This window comes from Tumebacillus avium, assembly GCF_002162355.1.
GTDB classification, from domain to species: domain Bacteria; phylum Bacillota; class Bacilli; order Tumebacillales; family Tumebacillaceae; genus Tumebacillus_A; species Tumebacillus_A avium.
This window is the reverse complement of the sequence record NZ_CP021434.1, coordinates 823,340-838,676: the sequence shown is the minus strand read 5'-3', so window position 1 is coordinate 838,676 and position 15,337 is coordinate 823,340. Positions and strand designations below refer to the sequence as shown.

Annotated in this window: 13 protein-coding genes and 1 riboswitch; of the genes, 9 read left to right on the top strand and 4 right to left on the bottom strand. The window is 57.3% G+C overall.

The annotated features are described in order from the left end of the window. Nucleotides 1-4: 4 nt before the first annotated feature. Entirely contained in the window at nt 5-1,129 is a 1,125-nt protein-coding gene (locus CBW65_RS03830) for an MFS transporter (protein WP_087455676.1), read from the bottom strand. 90 nt (nt 1,130-1,219) lie between these two features. Between CBW65_RS03830 and CBW65_RS03825 the strand changes: the two genes are divergently transcribed. From CBW65_RS03825 to CBW65_RS03815, 3 genes are all read left to right on the top strand, one after another. After that, entirely contained in the window at nt 1,220-1,642 is a 423-nt protein-coding gene (locus CBW65_RS03825) for an acyl-CoA thioesterase (protein WP_087455675.1), read from the top strand. Between the two features lie 12 nt (nt 1,643-1,654). Continuing rightward, nucleotides 1,655-3,127, top strand: a complete 1,473-nt coding sequence (locus CBW65_RS03820; RefSeq protein WP_087455674.1) for a hypothetical protein — start codon at nt 1,655-1,657, stop codon at nt 3,125-3,127. A gap of 185 nt (nt 3,128-3,312) precedes the next feature. After that, complete coding sequence (locus CBW65_RS03815; RefSeq protein WP_087459109.1) at nt 3,313-4,926, top strand: MDR family MFS transporter; 1,614 nt, start codon at nt 3,313-3,315, stop codon at nt 4,924-4,926. 52 nt (nt 4,927-4,978) lie between these two features. Here CBW65_RS03815 and CBW65_RS03810 read toward each other — a convergent pair whose 3' ends face one another. After that, nucleotides 4,979-5,746, bottom strand: coding sequence for a DODA-type extradiol aromatic ring-opening family dioxygenase (locus CBW65_RS03810; protein WP_087455673.1), 768 nt, complete (start codon nt 5,744-5,746; stop codon nt 4,979-4,981). 127 nt (nt 5,747-5,873) lie between these two features. Beyond that, a riboswitch (guanidine-I (ykkC/yxkD leader) is annotated at nt 5,874-5,990 on the top strand. Between the two features lie 61 nt (nt 5,991-6,051). Between CBW65_RS03810 and CBW65_RS03805 the strand changes: the two genes are divergently transcribed. From CBW65_RS03805 to cls, 3 genes are read left to right on the top strand one after another with little or no spacing between them, the layout of a single operon-like run. Continuing rightward, nucleotides 6,052-6,402: a DMT family transporter gene (locus CBW65_RS03805; protein ID WP_087455672.1), complete on the top strand. Its 351-nt coding sequence runs from the start codon at nt 6,052-6,054 to the stop codon at nt 6,400-6,402. Next, nucleotides 6,402-6,716, top strand: coding sequence for a DMT family transporter (locus CBW65_RS03800; protein WP_087455671.1), 315 nt, complete (start codon nt 6,402-6,404; stop codon nt 6,714-6,716). The genes CBW65_RS03805 and CBW65_RS03800 overlap by 1 nt, the downstream gene beginning before the upstream one ends. Nucleotides 6,717-6,729: 13 nt before the next feature. Next, nucleotides 6,730-8,169 carry a cardiolipin synthase gene (gene cls / locus CBW65_RS03795; RefSeq protein WP_087455670.1) on the top strand — a complete coding sequence of 480 codons (1,440 nt, stop codon included), beginning with the start codon at nt 6,730-6,732 and terminating at the stop codon, nt 8,167-8,169. A gap of 33 nt (nt 8,170-8,202) precedes the next feature. Here cls and CBW65_RS03790 read toward each other — a convergent pair whose 3' ends face one another. Then, complete coding sequence (locus tag CBW65_RS03790) at nt 8,203-9,348, bottom strand: MFS transporter (RefSeq protein WP_087455669.1); 1,146 nt, start codon at nt 9,346-9,348, stop codon at nt 8,203-8,205. A 199-nt stretch (nt 9,349-9,547) separates the two neighbouring features. On the opposite strand from CBW65_RS03790, the gene CBW65_RS03785 reads away from it, so the two are divergent. From CBW65_RS03785 to CBW65_RS03775, 3 genes are all read left to right on the top strand, one after another. Further along, the gene (locus CBW65_RS03785) at nt 9,548-10,735 is read left to right on the top strand and encodes a cytochrome P450 (protein WP_198299744.1); all 1,188 of its coding nucleotides are present in this window, start codon (nt 9,548-9,550) and stop codon (nt 10,733-10,735) included. A gap of 112 nt (nt 10,736-10,847) precedes the next feature. Continuing rightward, nucleotides 10,848-13,151 (top strand): RNA polymerase recycling motor HelD, encoded by a 2,304-nt coding sequence (helD, locus tag CBW65_RS03780; protein WP_087455668.1) that lies wholly within the window; start codon nt 10,848-10,850, stop codon nt 13,149-13,151. 21 nt (nt 13,152-13,172) lie between these two features. Continuing rightward, nucleotides 13,173-13,736, top strand: a complete 564-nt coding sequence (locus CBW65_RS03775) for a hypothetical protein (RefSeq protein ID WP_157721755.1) — start codon at nt 13,173-13,175, stop codon at nt 13,734-13,736. Nucleotides 13,737-13,784: 48 nt separating this feature from the next. Here CBW65_RS03775 and CBW65_RS03770 read toward each other — a convergent pair whose 3' ends face one another. Further along, nucleotides 13,785-15,290 (bottom strand): MDR family MFS transporter, encoded by a 1,506-nt coding sequence (locus CBW65_RS03770; RefSeq protein ID WP_087455666.1) that lies wholly within the window; start codon nt 15,288-15,290, stop codon nt 13,785-13,787. Between the last annotated feature and the right edge of the window lie 47 nt (nt 15,291-15,337).

The window sequence follows — 15,337 nt, the reverse complement described above, 5'->3', positions numbered from 1 at the left end:
TTTTTTATTTGCGCGTGACCGCCGCATACAGCAGTCCGCAAAAGGACAGCGCTGCCATCACGCCATACAGCGCAGGCCCGCCCAGCCAGTCGAAGATCCAGCCGCCAAGCCACGAGCCGACCATGCCGGAGACGCCGAAGAACAGAATCGCCAAAAGCGTCGTCCCCGTCGCCTGCCATTCCGGCGGGACGGTGCGGTTGAGGTATTGCAGTGAGGCGGTGTAGAAGATGACGAACGTCACGCCTTGGGTCAGTTGCAGCAGGATCACCGCCAGCGGAGTCGGCAGCAGGGCGCAGAGCAGAAAGCGCACCGTGTAGAGCAGCGCGGCGAAGGCGATCCACTTTTTTTCGCTGCCCGTTTTCAGCAGCCGGGCGGACAGGGCGAAAAAGGTGATCTCGCTGACCGCCGCCACAAACCACGCCACCCCGATCTGTCCGGTCGAAGCGCCAAGGCTGTGCAGGTAGACGCCGAGGAAGCTGTCGTTCATCCGGTGCGGCAGGGCGGTGATCATGACCAGTCCGAGGAAGATCAAGGTCTCGCGGTTTTTCAAGAAGGTCAGGAAGTCTTTTAAAGCAAACTTCTGCGAGTTCGCCGTCACATCGGGCAAAAGCAAAGCGATTAGCAGCGCTGATGTGCCATAGCCGAAGAACAGCCAGGCGAAACTGCCGATTCCTAAATAAGTAGACACCGCTCCGGCGATCAGTGATGTCGACGCATAGCCGATTGCGCCAAACATCCGCACCGAACCGAAGGAGACGCCCATCCGCTCGGACAGGCGGTAGTTCATGCTTTCGGTCAGCGGGTCGGTCGGCAGGTAAAAGAAATAGAGCAGCGCGATCAGCACAAACAGCCAGACCCCTTGAGGCAGGGAAAAAGCGGTCGTGCCGAGCAGCACGGAAAGTCCGAGTGTGAACAGGAGCACTTTTTTGACGGTGCGGGTGCGGTCGCTGACATAGCCCCAGAACGGCTGGGAGAGAATGCCGATCAGCGACCCGGTGCCGATGATGGCTCCGATCTCGCCTGCCGTCACGCCTCGTTCGGAGAGGTAGACGGGCAGAAAGGAGATGAACAGCGAAAGCAGGGAGAAATAAGCGTAGTTGTACGTTTTTAAAGCGCGTAATGAGAACATTGGGGGGCTCCTCTTGATGAGATGACTAACCGTTATTGTAGCATAAAGGGTAGAATAGAGAGACAACCATCACCTAAGGAGGAATTGTCTGTGTATCAACTGGAAGTAGCGGTGCGCTTTAATGACTGCGATGCATTGGGGCATGTGAACAATGCCGTTTATTTTACATATTTTGAGGAGTGCCGCAAGGAGTTATTCCGCGTGTTTAATCCGGAGCTCGACACGCACAACTGGAACCTGATCGTCGCATCGACCAAATGCGATTTTCTGTCCGAAGCGGTGTACGCGCAAAAGCTGACCGTCTACGCCTGGGTCGGCAAGCTCGGCTCGTCGAGCTTCGAAGTCGAACACGCGATGGCCGACGAGCAGGGCAACTGGGTGGCGCGCGGGAGAGCGACGCTGCTCGGGTATGATTTTAACGACAAAAAAGCGGTGAAGATGTCGGAGGAGATCCGCAGCATTCTGCTCGAACACAGCACATGTCCGGACGGCGTGCCGGACATGCGCAGCTAGAGGAAAAGCGCGATGCTGGAGACGGGGAGCAGACGCACGGGAAGCAAACCGGCCGTTACGAAGCCGGGTACAGGGGCAGCCAGTCAGACATGGGGTGCGGGACATGCCGCCCAGCTGAAGATCTTACAACTGCAAAAGACGCTCGGCAACCGCGCTGTGACGCAGCTGCTCCGGGCGCAGCAATCCGCGCAGAGTACGCCGCCGATTCAGCGGGTGATCGCGTACGATCCGAGCAGCAGCAAAGAGGAAGAGAAGAAATATCCGACCACATGGCTGCGCATGCGCAACCTCGATTCCAAACCGATGCGCAAAACGGCGAAAGGGACGTTCCAAATGGCCGTCTCGGAACTGCAGGACATGGGAATCACCGGGATCGATGAGGAGAAACTGCAGGAGATCTGGGGCAAAGTCGCCAAAGCGAATAAGACGTTTAACATCCTCGATGAACCGAAAGCGGTGGTCAAAGAGATGGCCAAACGCTATGTGCGGTCGATGAAGTCGAAGGCGGGATTTGCCAAGCGCTCCGGGGAGACTTCGAAGATGCTCAAGCACCTGAGACGCAAGAACAAGAAGTTCATTTTCAAAAACAGCCCGCAGAATCCGATGATGGTCATGGAAGACGATGATCTGGCCAAGTTCAGCTACGATAAAAACACATCGAAGGAAGCCCAGATTCAAAAGCAGCTCTCCACCGTGCTGCTGCACTCGCTGCCGGAGGGCGTCGAAGCGCAGGCTGCGCTCTCGAAAGATAAGGGCGGCGTGGTGATGTCCACAAACATCAACGCCGAAAACCGCAAGATCGACGACGACCTTGGCTTGGAAAGACGGGACGACATCCTCGACCTGGCCGCAGACGTGCTGGAGTCGCATCATTTGGAATCGACATCCCGCGAGAATGCGATGAAAGACCATGTGATGCGCCATGCGCTCAAGCTGTATGACCGGCTGAAACTCTATCTGGACGATGATGCGATCGTTTCGGTGCCGGCAGATGTCGATGTAAAATTTGACGGACGCCATGCGGAAATACGCATTCAGCAAGGCGGGGTCTGGAACGAATTTGACTATCATTTGCCGACGGGCACGAAATACCAGTGCATGGGCTGCCGCTTATACTTCCATGAGGAAGGGCTTGACACGGGGAACCGCATGGGCGGGCTATGGGTAACCAACTCGGCCTTGTCCACGCAGATGGTGCCGCAGTTGGAAAAAGGCATCAAGATCGGCGGGCTGGGCGATGAGGTGGACTCGGTAGCGCTGCTGCTGGCCACCCAATATGAGAAGATGATGGCAGCGCAGCAAGTCGAGATGGGCCGCGGAAAAACGAAGGGCGGCGAATACACGTTTGACCGGCAGGCCGACTCGGAGTCGGAACTGGATGAAGCGGATTACAAGCGCATTCAGGAAGACATCAAAAAACGGAAATTGCGCAAAAAAGTCAAAGGCAACGGCGGCGGAGGGAAGCCGCATGCGCACAATCATTGATTGGCCGGACGGCGGTGTCAGAAACTGACATCGCCTCTTTGTCGGTTGGTGATTGACAATGACCCGTGGGTCATTGTATGATTTCTGCATGCCATGACTGGTGACTGACCCGTCAGTCATTATGAACGTATGTAGAAGAGGTGAGGGAAATGACAACCAATGCTGTGGAAGCAACTGCCGATAAAATGGATTTGACACAGCCGAGCCGCAAGCGGACGCTTGTGATCATCGGTCTGATGCTGGGGCTGTTCTTCGCTTCGCTGGACCAGACGGTCGTCGGGACCGCAATGCCGACGATCATCGGCCAACTGGGCGGGCTGGATCTGCTGACCTGGATCACCACCGCGTACCTGCTGACCTCGACGGCGGTCGTGCCGGTCGCGGGGAAGTTGGCCGACCTGTTTGGCCGCCGCGTGATCTACCTGATCGGGATGGCCGTGTTTATCCTCGGTTCCGCTCTGTGCGGGATGGCGGAGAGCATGACGCAGCTCGCGATCTATCGCGCGATCCAAGGCTTGGGCGGCGGTATTCTCATGCCGCTGGCGATGACGATCATCGGGGATTTGACGACTGGTGAGTCGCGCGCGAAGATGCAAGGTCTGTTTATGGCCGTGTTTGGCCTGTCGTCGCTGGCCGGTCCGCAGGCGGGCGGCTGGATTGTCGACCATTGGGATTGGCACTGGATCTTCTTCATCAACCTGCCGTTTGGCGTGCTGGCGATGGCGTTCATCGCAGCAGGTCTGAAAAACGCGCATGTGAAGAAGAAAGTTGTGATCGACTGGGCGGGCATCGGGACGCTCGTCGTCGGGATCGTCTCGCTCCTCTTGGCGCTGTCCTTTGGCGGCAACAAGTTCGAGTGGGGGTCTGCTGAGATCCTCGGATTGTTTGGGCTCTCGGTCGTTTCGCTGGTGTCGTTTGTGATCGTGGAACTGCGGGCGAAAGACCCGGTGATTCCGATGGGGCTGTTTAAGAACAGCATCTTCACCACCGTCAACATCATCGGCTTCCTGATGAGCCTTGGCATGTTTGGGGCGATGATGTTTATCCCGCTGTTCATGCAAGGCGTCGTCGGCATGTCGCCGACCGAGACCGCTTCGGTCATGACGCCGATGATGATCGGTTCGATGATCGCCTCGATCATCGGTTCGCGTCTCCTGTTCAAGTTCGGGCTGCGCCCGATGCTGATCGCCGGGATGGGGATCATGCTGACCGGTTTCGCCTTGTTCCTGTCGCTCGGTCTGGATACCACGCAGTTGCGCGCCAGCATCTACATGGTGATCATGGGCGCCGGGATGGGTGTGATCATGCCGTCGCTCGGGATCGCCGTGCAGGAATCGTTCCCGGCGGAAATTCGCGGGACGGTCACGTCGGCGACGACGTTCTTCCGCTCCATCGGCGGCACGGTCGGGATCGCGATCCTCGGCACGCTGTTCAACAGCAAGTCGATCGATCTGATCGGCAACAAGCTCGATGCGACCTTCCAAGGCTTCGGCCCGCAAGGCACCGCTCTGCTCGACATGGCGCACAACAACCCGCAAGGTCTGTATTCCTCGCTGCTCTCCGACACGTTCCTCGCCGGACTGCCGGAGCAGGTGGCTGGGATGTTCTCGACGCAGGTTGTGCCGGTGTTGAAAGACGCGCTGCTCGCTTCGCTGCACAACGTGTTCGAAGTGTCGATCTGGTTCCTCGCAGCCGGTCTGATCGCCGCGTTCTTTACCGGCAAGATCAAGCTCTCCGCGCCGGTGAAAAAAGGCAAGGAAAAAGAGACTGTGAAGGCGGAAGAAGTTCCGCAGGGGTAAGCTCAAGAAATAGGAAAAGGAGTTCTGCAGACGCGCAGAACTCCTTTTTTGTTTAAAACGCCAGGGACAAGTAGCTCAGCGTGCCCAGCTCATAGCTGCGGTGGATGATTTGCGGCTTCGCAGACGGATCGGCTGCCCCGGCGGCGAGGAACAGCGGCACGAAATGCTCGGGACGCGGCACGGCGAGACGGGCGTGCGGTGCCTGTGTGTCGTAGTGGTTGAGGGCATCACGGTTGTCTGCCGCGAACTGCTCGATCAGCCAGTCGTCAAATTCGACCGCCCACGGCTCCGGCTCGGTCTGATCCCATTTGATGATCCGCAGGTTGTGGACGGTGACGCCGCTCCCGATGACGAGGATGTCTTCCGCTCCCAATCCTTGCAAAGCCTGCCCGATCTTAAACTGATCTTCCGGCGGCAAAAACGGGTGGACGGAAATCTGCACGACCGGGATGTCGGCATTCGGGTACATGCGGCGCAAGAGCACCCAGGAACCGTGGTCGAGGCCCCGCGCGGGGTCCTTTTGCACGGCGATGCCGTTTGCTGCAAAGCGGGCAATGACATCGTCGGCAACTGCTGTTGAGCCTTTTGCCGGGTATTTGATTTTGTACATCTCTTCGGGGAAGCCGTAGAAGTCGTAGATCGTCTCGTACACGTCATTGTGATAGGACACGGTCAGAGTCTCTTTTTCCCAATGGGCGGTGAAGATGACGATCGCCTTGGGGGTATATTGAGCGCCGAGTGAGGTCAAGAATCGGGCGTATTCATTCTCTTGAATGGCCAGCAGCGGCGAACCGTGGGCCAGAAACAATGATGGAACCATGAGAGTCCCTCCTTGGGTGCTGTTTAGTTTCCTTCTTGTAGTTAGTTTACAAAGGAAACATACTGTCCGTCAAGGGCGGTTGACAGGAGCGTTTTGGGTGGCTATAGTAGAGTGAAAATTGCATGGTTCATTCGTTCTCTAGGGTTCCGCGATTGGAAGGTTTTCAATCGGGCTGGTCCAAGAGGGAACGCACGGCAAGCAGGCATGCTTGCGGTGTACACGGAGGGATAAAAGCCCGGGAGGATATCGAATTTGATATTCTGCCGGGCTTTTTTGTATGAACCGGGGAGAAGGAGTGGCTGGAGATGAATCGCAACTGGCTGATGGTGTTTGTCGCAGCGGTGTTTGAAGTGATGTGGGTGATGGGGCTGAAGCATGCCGACACGCCAAATGAATGGACGGGAACCGGGATCGCCATCGCGATCTCGATGTGGCTGTTGATCAAATCCTCGCAACAGCTGCCGATCGGCACGGTGTACGCCGTTTTCACCGGGCTTGGCACAGCGGGCACGGTGATCATGGAGATGGCCGTGTTTGGCGAGCCGTTCCGCATCGCCAAAGTGCTGCTGATCCTGCTCTTGCTCGGCGGCGTGATGGGGTTGAAAGCGGTCACCGTGGAGAAGCAGCCTGAACAGGCCAAAGGAGGGGAAGCGTAATGGGCTGGATCTATCTGATCTTCGCAGGCATCGGCGAAGTGGTCGGCGTGGCCGGGATGAACCGGGTGAATCGGCAGAAAGATTGGAAATCTTATGCTATCCTTGTGGTAGGATTCCTCGTGTCGTTTGGCTTCCTGACGCTTGCCATGGAGTCGATCGCGATGAGCACCGCCTATGCCGTCTGGACTGGGATCGGGACAGTCGGAAGCGTGCTGTTAGGCATGCTGTTTTATGGGGAATCTAAAGAATGGCGCCGCCTGCTGTACATGAGCATGGTGCTGGCGGCGGCAGTGGGGTTGAAATTGATTTCCTGACAGAGGTGTTGGCATGGGGTGGGGACTGACGGAGGCGCCGACGGTGTTTACGTGGCTGCCGCTGTTGAATGTGTTTTTTGCGTTTGCGGTCATTTTCTTGGAACGGCGCAACGTATCGGCGACCTGGGCCTGGCTCTTGGTGCTGTTTGTGTTGCCTGGCGTCGGGTTCTTGCTGTACCTGTTTATCGGGCAGAACTTGACCCGGCAAAAAGTGTATCGGGTGAAAAACATCACTGAGTCGAAGCTGATCGAAGGCGTCACGATCCAAGCCAGCAACTTGAACAACTACCAGGGGCTGAAGGACTACCGGTCGCTGGTGCATCTCAATCTGGTCAGCAACTACTCGTTTCTGACTCAGGACAACACGGTGACGATCTTTTCATCCGGGCAGGAGAAGTTTGAGAGCCTGATGACCGAAATTCGCGAAGCCAAACAGCATGTGCATCTGCTGTACTATATGATCAAACGGGATCAGCTCGGCATGAAACTGCTCAACCTGCTGATCCAAAAGGCGCGGGAAGGCGTCGAGGTCAAATTGATCTACGACCATGTCGGCTCCAGCGGCATCTCGCGCCGCACATTTCGGCGGCTGACCGAGGCGGGCGGGGAGGTCCGGTCGTTTTTTTCCTCGAAGATTCCCTACCTCAACCTGCGGCTGAACTTTCGCAATCACCGCAAAGTGGCGGTGATCGACGGCCGGGTCGGCTTTGTCGGCGGGTTTAACATCGGGGACGAATACCTTGGGCTGGACAAGCGGTTTGGCTATTGGCGGGACACGCATCTGAAATTGAACGGCAGCGCGGTCTATCAGCTGCAAGGGCAGTTTTTCCTCGACTGGTTTGCAGCGGCGGGGGAAGAGGTGCGCTTGGAACGGCGCTTCTTTCCGGCGATCCTCCCGGTGGGCAAGACGGCTGTGCAAGTGGTCGCCAGCGGCCCCAACTCGGAGCTGGAGCACATTCGCAACGGCTACCTCAAGCTGATCTATGAAGCGAAGGAGAGCATCTGCCTGCAGACACCGTATTTCATCCCCGACGAGGACGTGCTCAACGCCCTGCGCATCGCGGCGCTGTCCGGCGTGAAAGTGCGGCTGATGCTTCCGCGCAAGGCCGACCACGCGCTGGTGCAGTGGGCCTCACAGTCCTATCTCGGTGCGTTGCTGAAAGTCGGGGTCGAGTGCTACCTGTACGACCGCGGCTTCCTGCACGCCAAGACGATCGTCGTTGACGGCAAAGTCGCCGCGGTCGGGACGGCGAACATCGACAATCGCAGCTTCCGGCTGAATTTTGAAATCAGTGCTTTTCTGTACGACGAAGGAGAAGCAGGCAAACTGCTAGAGTTGTTTGAAACGGATTTGCAGGACTGCATTCCATTTACGTTTGGGGATTATCAAAATCGAACAAGGCTGGCGAGGATTCGCGAGTCGCTGGCGAGGCTGCTGTCACCTTTGTTATAAAAAAAGCCCCTTCTTTTAGAAGGGGCTTTTCGATCAGGCAGGCTTCACTTGCGGCATCAACCGCTTGACCAGCACAAAGGTGATCAGGAGTCCAATCACCGCCGAAGCGGTGCAGACGCCAAACAGCCAGCGGTAGCCGAGGTATTGGGAGACATAGCCGAGGATGACGGTGCCAAGCCCGATCCCGAGGTCAAACGCGGTAAAAAATGACGCGTTCGCGACGCCTTTGCGCTCCGGCGGGGCGAGGCGGATCGTCGCGGCTTGGAGGATCGGCTGCACCGAACCAAAACCAACTCCGTACAAGATCGCCGTCGCCACCACCGCGCCGAGTCCGCCGGCCAGCGACAGGACGATCAAGGAAAGGATCATCAGCACGACCGCCGGGACGAGCACGACCGGTTCGCCGTAGCGGTCGGACAGTTTGCCTGCGATCGGACGGGTCACGGTCAAGGTGATCGCATAGATGAGGAAAAACGTCCCCGCATTGACGCGGATCGACTCGGCAAACAACGGCAGGAACGACGTGATGCCGCCGTAGGTCACGGCGAGGAAAAAGGTCAAAATCATCATCGGCAGCACCGATCGCTCAAACAGCACGATCTTGCCTTTCGCCCCTTGCCGCTCAAACGGCATCTTGGTCAGCAGCGCCAGCACAAACGCGCCGAGTCCAAGCGCCGTGGTCACGAGGAACAACGTGTCAAACGACGTGGTGTCCAGCACCCACAGCCCGATCATCGGCCCCAGCGCCATGCCGACCGTCATCGACAAGCCAAACCAGCCCATCCCTTCGCCACGACGCTTGGCCGGGATGATGTCGGTGACCGCCGTGCCGATCGCCGTCGTCGAAGCGGCCCACGACACGCCGTGGAAAATGCGCAGCAGGATCAGGATCGGGATCGCGGCGATCCAATCATACAATAGCATCGTCAGCGCAAACAGCAACAGTCCGTAGACCACAAACGGACGGCGTCCGACCTGGTCGAGCAGCCCGCCGACAAACGGGCGGATGACGACGGCCGATAATGTGAACAGCCCGATCACGATGCCGACCTGTGAAGGCGAGCCGCCAAGTTCGGTTACGAATAAGGGCAGGGTCGGGATGAGAAAATAAAAACTGGTAAACAACAGCAGATTCGCCAACGTCATTCTGACGAAGTTGCGCGTCCATAAACGTTCCATAAGCAACCTCCGGACATATTTCGGGATACTAAACATACACAAATATATAATAATTCATCTCTTGCTGCAAGTGCCTGCACACGGCACAGAAGTAGTGTATGTCGGCAACGTGTATTTATAGGAGGGATTGACAGGGAGCAAGAGAAGGCGTTTATTGGAAACAAGAACTACATATCAACCACCATGGGGAGGAAAACCTATGAACAACGCACCACAACGGCGCCGGGGGCTGATGATGTCGCCGCAAGGGCTGGTTCAAGCGAACAATCCGGGGGAGTGGCAAAAGGTGATGCGTGCCGAAGCGCCGGTCCACTTTGATGAAGCGCGCGGCTGCTGGGACGTATTTTTATATGAAGACGTGCAGCAGGTGCTGTCCGACCACAAACGTTTTTCTTCCGCCCGCCAACAGCAGGGGCAGCAAGAATCGCTGATCAGCATGGACCCGCCGAAGCACGCGCGCTACCGTACGTTGGTCTCGCAGGCTTTCACGCTGAAAGCGGTGCAGAATCTCGCCCCGCGCATCGCGGAACTCGCCAATGAGCTGATCGACGACGTGCTGGCGAAAGGCGAGATGGATCTGGTCGACGCGATCTCGTTCCCGCTGCCGGTGATCGTGATCGCCGAGATGCTTGGCGTGCCGAAGGAAGACCGCGATAAGTTTAAGTATTGGTCAGACCTGATGGTGCAGGGCGTCGACATCAGCGCTGGTGAAGATTATCAGGCGTTGATGCTGGAGAAGCAAAAAGCGATGCAGGAGCTCTATCAATACTTTGGTGCAATCATCCACGAACGCCGCATCCAGCGCCAAAATGACATGATCTCCGCCCTGCTCGACGCGAAGGTGGAAGACCAGCACCTCGAACTGCCGGAGCTGCTCTCCTTCTGCTTCCTGCTGCTGGTGGCGGGCAACGAAACGACAACCAACCTGATCACCAACTCGATCTACACCTTCCTCGAAGACCGCACCCGCTATGAGCAGCTGGTGAACGACCGCTCGCTGCTCGAAGGCGCGATCGAAGAAGTGTTGCGCTTCCGCTCGCCGGTGCAGTCGATGAGCCGCATTGCGGTGATGGACTTGGAACTGCGCGGCCAGCAGATCAAACAGGGGGATGAGCTGATCGCCTGGATCGGGTCGGCCAACCTCGATGAGCAGAAGTTTCCGGAGGCGGACACTTTTATCATCAACCGTTCGCCAAACCAGCATCTCGCGTTTGGGCACGGCGTGCATTTCTGCCTCGGCGCGCCGCTGGCCCGGTTGGAGGCGCAGATTGCGCTGCATGCGATTTTGACGAAACTGCCGAACTTGCGCCGCGTGGAAGGGCACCAACCGAAAGTGATCGCGTCGCCGATCGTGTACGGGTTTAAAGATTTGCAGGTTCAATTTTAAAAAGAGCGAAAAGCACCTGTTGCGGCAGGTGCTTTTTTTGATATACTGAATAGGCGTTTTTTGGAAGCTGGAAAAACGAAGCAGATTTTCTAAAGGGGGAAAGTGAATCGGTATGACGATTAAACTCCACCGCGATTATGGACAGGAATGTACTCGATTGACGGAAACAAAAGGCTACATTGAGTACGTCCTGCATGAGAGCGAGCACAACGAGAAAGCGTTTCGCGACAACATCAAGGAGGCCTACGCCAATCTCAACTCGCTCGACGGGTCGGAAGGCTATATCGCGCTTTTGACCAACGTGCAATTTTTTGAAATGACGAAACAGAACATTCGACAGCTGCAACAGGTGCAAAAGCGGCCCTACTTCTGCCGCATCGACATCAAGCCGGACGACACCAACCACATCCAGCCGCTCTACATCGGCAAAGCGTCTTTGTTCCGGCCCGACACGCAGGAGCCGGTCATCGTCGACTGGCGCTCGCCGGTCGCCAACGTCTACTACGAAGGCCGCATCGGTGAGGTCAGCTATGAAACGTCAACCGGCACGGAGCAGGCTGAACTGCACTTGAAACGCCAATACACCATCGAAGACGGCGAACTGCTCGACTTCCGCGACATCGACATCACAACGCGCGACGAACTGCTCCAAGAGTCCCTCGGCGGCAGCGCGGACAGCCGGTTGAAAGACATCGTGTCGACGATTCAAGAAGAGCAAAACCGCGTCATCCGCGCCGACATGCACCGCCCGATGATCGTCCAAGGGGCGGCAGGCAGCGGAAAAACCACCATCGCTCTGCACCGCATTGCGTACCTCATCTACACTTATGGTGACCGCTTTAACCCCGACCAGTTTATGATCTTAGCCCCGCACCAACTGTTCCTGAAATACATCGCCGACGTCCTGCCTGAGCTTGGTGTGGAAGCGGTTCGGCAGACGACTTATCTTGATTTTGTCCAGGAGAACATCGGCAAGAAACTCAAGCTGACCGACCCGAATGAACGCCTGTTCCGCTTCTTGGAAGGGGGCGGGGACGCGGAGCTGCTGCGGTTTGTCTCCCGGTTTAAAGGCTCGGAAGCGTATAAGCAGCGGATTGATGCCTACCTCCAATCTGTTGTGATGCGCATGCAGCCTGAAGGTGACTGCAAGTTGGGCAAGCGCGTGATCGCGACAGGAGAGGAAGTCGCGAAGTTTATCCGTGAAGACTATGTGCACATGCCGCTCTACAAGCGGGTAGAGAAGGTTCGCAAGATCCTGCAGGACCGCTTGAAAGTGAAAAAGAAGCAGATGCTCAAAGACATCCACGACCACTACGACGAGCGTCTCGAAGTTGCCCTCTCGCTGCAAAATCCGCCCCAGCGCAAAGCCAAAGTGGTCAAGCTGATGGACGACCGCGAGAAGCTCCTGAAGCGGGTCGAAGCGGATGCCAAGACGCTGGTCAAGGAGTACATGGCCCAATTTGCAAAAGCGGATCTGGCTGCGCATTATAAGGGATTTTTGCAGTCGGAAGAACTGATGCAGACTGAGACCGGGTACGGGGACGGAGTGTCTGAGCAACCGTCTGAGCAGGTGTCGGAGCAGCAACTGCGCTTTTTGCAGGAGCATTCGCTGGCCCTGCTGGGGAAAAAGCGGATGGAGCTGGAAGATACGGCAGCGCTCTTGTACTTGCAGCATAAGCTGTATGGGCTGCTGACCGAAGTGAAAGTCCGCAACCTCGTGATCGACGAAGCGCAGGACTACAGCATCTTCCAACTGCTGGCGTTAAAAGAAGTGCTGGGCTCGGAGATGTTTACGGTGCTCGGGGACCTGTCGCAGGGTATTCATTCTTATCGGGGCGTGGAGAGCTGGGAGGCCGTTTTGGCGACGGTGTTCCCCGGCGGGAACTGCCAGTTCCTCGTGCTGGAGCAGAGCTACCGGACGACGGTGGAGATCATGACGCTCGCCAACCGCGTGATTGTGCATTCGCAGACGCCGGGCCTCGTGCTCGCCAAACCGGTCGTGCGCCACGGAGATGAACCGGCGCAGACGGTGTTCGCCGAGCAAAAAGAGCTGGTCGCGCAGTTGCTACAGGACGTGGAGCACTTGAAGGCGGACGGGATGAACTCCGTCGCCGTGATCGGCAAAACGATGGCCGAGTGCAAACTGATCAAAAAGTGGATCGATACGCTTGGCACCGACATGTCGGTCACCGTGCTCGATGAGAAGGAAGACTACTCCGGCCATGACTTGGTCATCGTGCCGTCGTATGTGGTCAAAGGACTGGAGTTTGACGCGGTGTTTATCGTCAGCCTGGAAGAGGAATACACGACAGACGAGCTGGATGTGAAGCTGCTCTATGTGGCGATGACCCGTCCTTTGCACCGTATGTTTGTGTATTCGATGGCAGGCAAAACGCAGCTGCTGGATGTTTTATAAAAAAGGGGGAGGCTGATGGAATTGAAAAATCGTAAAAGGCTGGCCATGCTGCTCCTGCTGGTGCTGGCCGTCTTGTTCGGCGGGCTGTACTTGTACGAGCGTTCACAAAAAGCCAAGCTGTGGAATGTGGTCAACCAATACGAGGCGAATCAATTCTTTTCGGCGCTCGACTATCTGCAGGATTGGGAAGTTCGGCTGGACGGCACTCCCTATACCAAAGCAGACTTGCAGGCGGAGCGGGATAGCCTCTCCGGCACGGCCGTCTCGCTGCAGGAAGCGTTCACGATCCGCACGCGTCTGCTTGGCGCAGACGATGTACTCAGGCACCCGTCCAACCTGACAGATTTCCTGATGCGCACCGACCGCCAGCTCTCCGCGATGATTAACTCTGGCGGGAAAGACCTCACCCACCTGAAGGAGATCTCCCTCTCTTTGAAAAAAATCAACAGAGTCTCCCGCGAGGTCTATCGGTTCGAGTCTGGATTGACGTCCGAACAATGGGACGAGATCAGCAAGACCGGTTTTATGCAAGATGAACGGCTGATCGAATGGTATACGCAAGTGGAAGCCGCCTTAGCCCCTTAGCTTAGCGCAGACAGAAAAAGACCGGCCCATTGGCCGGTCTTTTTTGTGTTACGCTTCTCGTTTCTGATCCAAGAGACGCTCGTTGCTCATCGCCAAGGTGAAGGCGAACGCAATCGCCGCCGCCAAGACCGTCCAGAGGAAGGTGGTGGCGATCGAGGAGGAGAGCGCATCGGTGATTTTTTCTAAGATCGGGGCGGGGATCGCCGTGCGCGCTTCCGGGGTGAGGATCGCACGCGGGTCGGCCGCTGCGCCGCCCGGCGCTTGACCCATGCCGGCAAACTGCTCTTCCAGACGGGCGGTGAAGGCGTTGCGCTGGATGATCCCATAGATCGAGATGCCAAGCGTCATGCCAAGCGTCCGCAGGAAGGAGTTGGTCGAGGTCGCCTGCCCGCGCTGGCGCATGTCCATGCCATGCACCGCTGCCGCCGGGAGGACGGAGAAGCCAAAGCCAACCCCGAAGCCGGTGATCACCATGTACAAGGTGAGCAGCAGGTTGGACGTGTCCGGGGTGAGCGTGGACAGCAGGTAGCTGCCGAGCAGGAACAGGACCCCGGAGAAGATCATCACATTGCGGTACGACATCTTGCCGGTGACCACGCCGCCAACCGATGCGGCGATGACCGAGCCGACCGTCATCGGCAACAGGATCAGGCCGGAGTTGGTCGCCGAGCCGCCCATGACGCCTTGGACGAAGATCGGGATGTAGATCGTCGCGACGATAAACGCCGCGCCGGAGAAGACGCCAACCATGTTCGAGGTGAAGAACAGGCGGCTTCGGAACATGCCAAAGGAGATGATCGGCTCCTGCGCTTTGCGCTCGACGAGCAGGAACAAGATGGTCAGCACAGCGAATCCGGCGAAGAGCGAAAGGATCTGCACCGAACTCCATGCGTACTGGTTGCCGCCAAGCTCCAGACCAAACATCAGGCAGACCACCGCGCCGATCAAGGTCAGCGCGCCAAGGTAGTCGATCTTCTGCTTGGAGTGCTGCACCGACTCTTTGTAGTAGACGGCGATCAGGATCAGGGACAGGATACCGACCGGGACGTTGACGTAGAAGACCCAGTGCCAGGAGATGCCTTCGGTGATCCACGCGCCAAGCAGCGGGCCGAAGATGCTCGAGGTGCCAAAGACCGCGCCAAACAGGCCGGTCATCTTCCCGCGCTGTTCCGGGGGGAAGAGGTCAAAGATGATCGTGAAGGCGATCGGCATCAACGCACCGCCGCCGATGCCTTGAATCGCGCGGAAGATTGCGAGCTGCGTCATCGACTGCGCCAGACCGCAAAGGATCGAGCCGGCCAGGAAGACGATCAGGCCAAAGATGAAGAAACGCTTGCGCCCGTACATGTCGGACAGCTTGCCGAAGATCGGCATGCCGGCCATCGACGCGACGAGGTAGGCGGAGGTGACCCAGACGAACTGCTCCAGTCCGCCGAGATCTCCGACGATGCTCCCCATCGCCGTCGCCACGATGGTGTTGTCCATCGCGGCCATCAAAATGCCAAGCAGCAGGCCTGCGACAACAAAGCCCATTTTGCTTTCTCTTGCCACCATTAGATAACGACCTCACTATTCGAATTGTATGATTGAGTAAAAACGGC

What these genes read in the sequence shown, in the direction of transcription:
- CBW65_RS03830 (WP_087455676.1), bottom strand. Translation starts at nt 1,129, where the DNA reads ATGTTCTCATTACGCGCTTTAAAAACGTACAACTACGCTTATTTCTCC.
- CBW65_RS03820 (WP_087455674.1), top strand. Translation starts at nt 1,655, where the DNA reads ATGCTGGAGACGGGGAGCAGACGCACGGGAAGCAAACCGGCCGTTACG.
- CBW65_RS03815 (WP_087459109.1), top strand. Translation starts at nt 3,313, where the DNA reads ATGGATTTGACACAGCCGAGCCGCAAGCGGACGCTTGTGATCATCGGT.
- CBW65_RS03810 (WP_087455673.1), bottom strand. Translation starts at nt 5,746, where the DNA reads ATGGTTCCATCATTGTTTCTGGCCCACGGTTCGCCGCTGCTGGCCATT.
- CBW65_RS03805 (WP_087455672.1), top strand. Translation starts at nt 6,052, where the DNA reads ATGAATCGCAACTGGCTGATGGTGTTTGTCGCAGCGGTGTTTGAAGTG.
- CBW65_RS03800 (WP_087455671.1), top strand. Translation starts at nt 6,402, where the DNA reads ATGGGCTGGATCTATCTGATCTTCGCAGGCATCGGCGAAGTGGTCGGC.
- cls (WP_087455670.1), top strand. Translation starts at nt 6,730, where the DNA reads ATGGGGTGGGGACTGACGGAGGCGCCGACGGTGTTTACGTGGCTGCCG.
- CBW65_RS03790 (WP_087455669.1), bottom strand. Translation starts at nt 9,348, where the DNA reads ATGGAACGTTTATGGACGCGCAACTTCGTCAGAATGACGTTGGCGAAT.
- CBW65_RS03785 (WP_198299744.1), top strand. Translation starts at nt 9,548, where the DNA reads ATGAACAACGCACCACAACGGCGCCGGGGGCTGATGATGTCGCCGCAA.
- helD (WP_087455668.1), top strand. Translation starts at nt 10,848, where the DNA reads ATGACGATTAAACTCCACCGCGATTATGGACAGGAATGTACTCGATTG.
- CBW65_RS03770 (WP_087455666.1), bottom strand. Translation starts at nt 15,290, where the DNA reads ATGGTGGCAAGAGAAAGCAAAATGGGCTTTGTTGTCGCAGGCCTGCTG.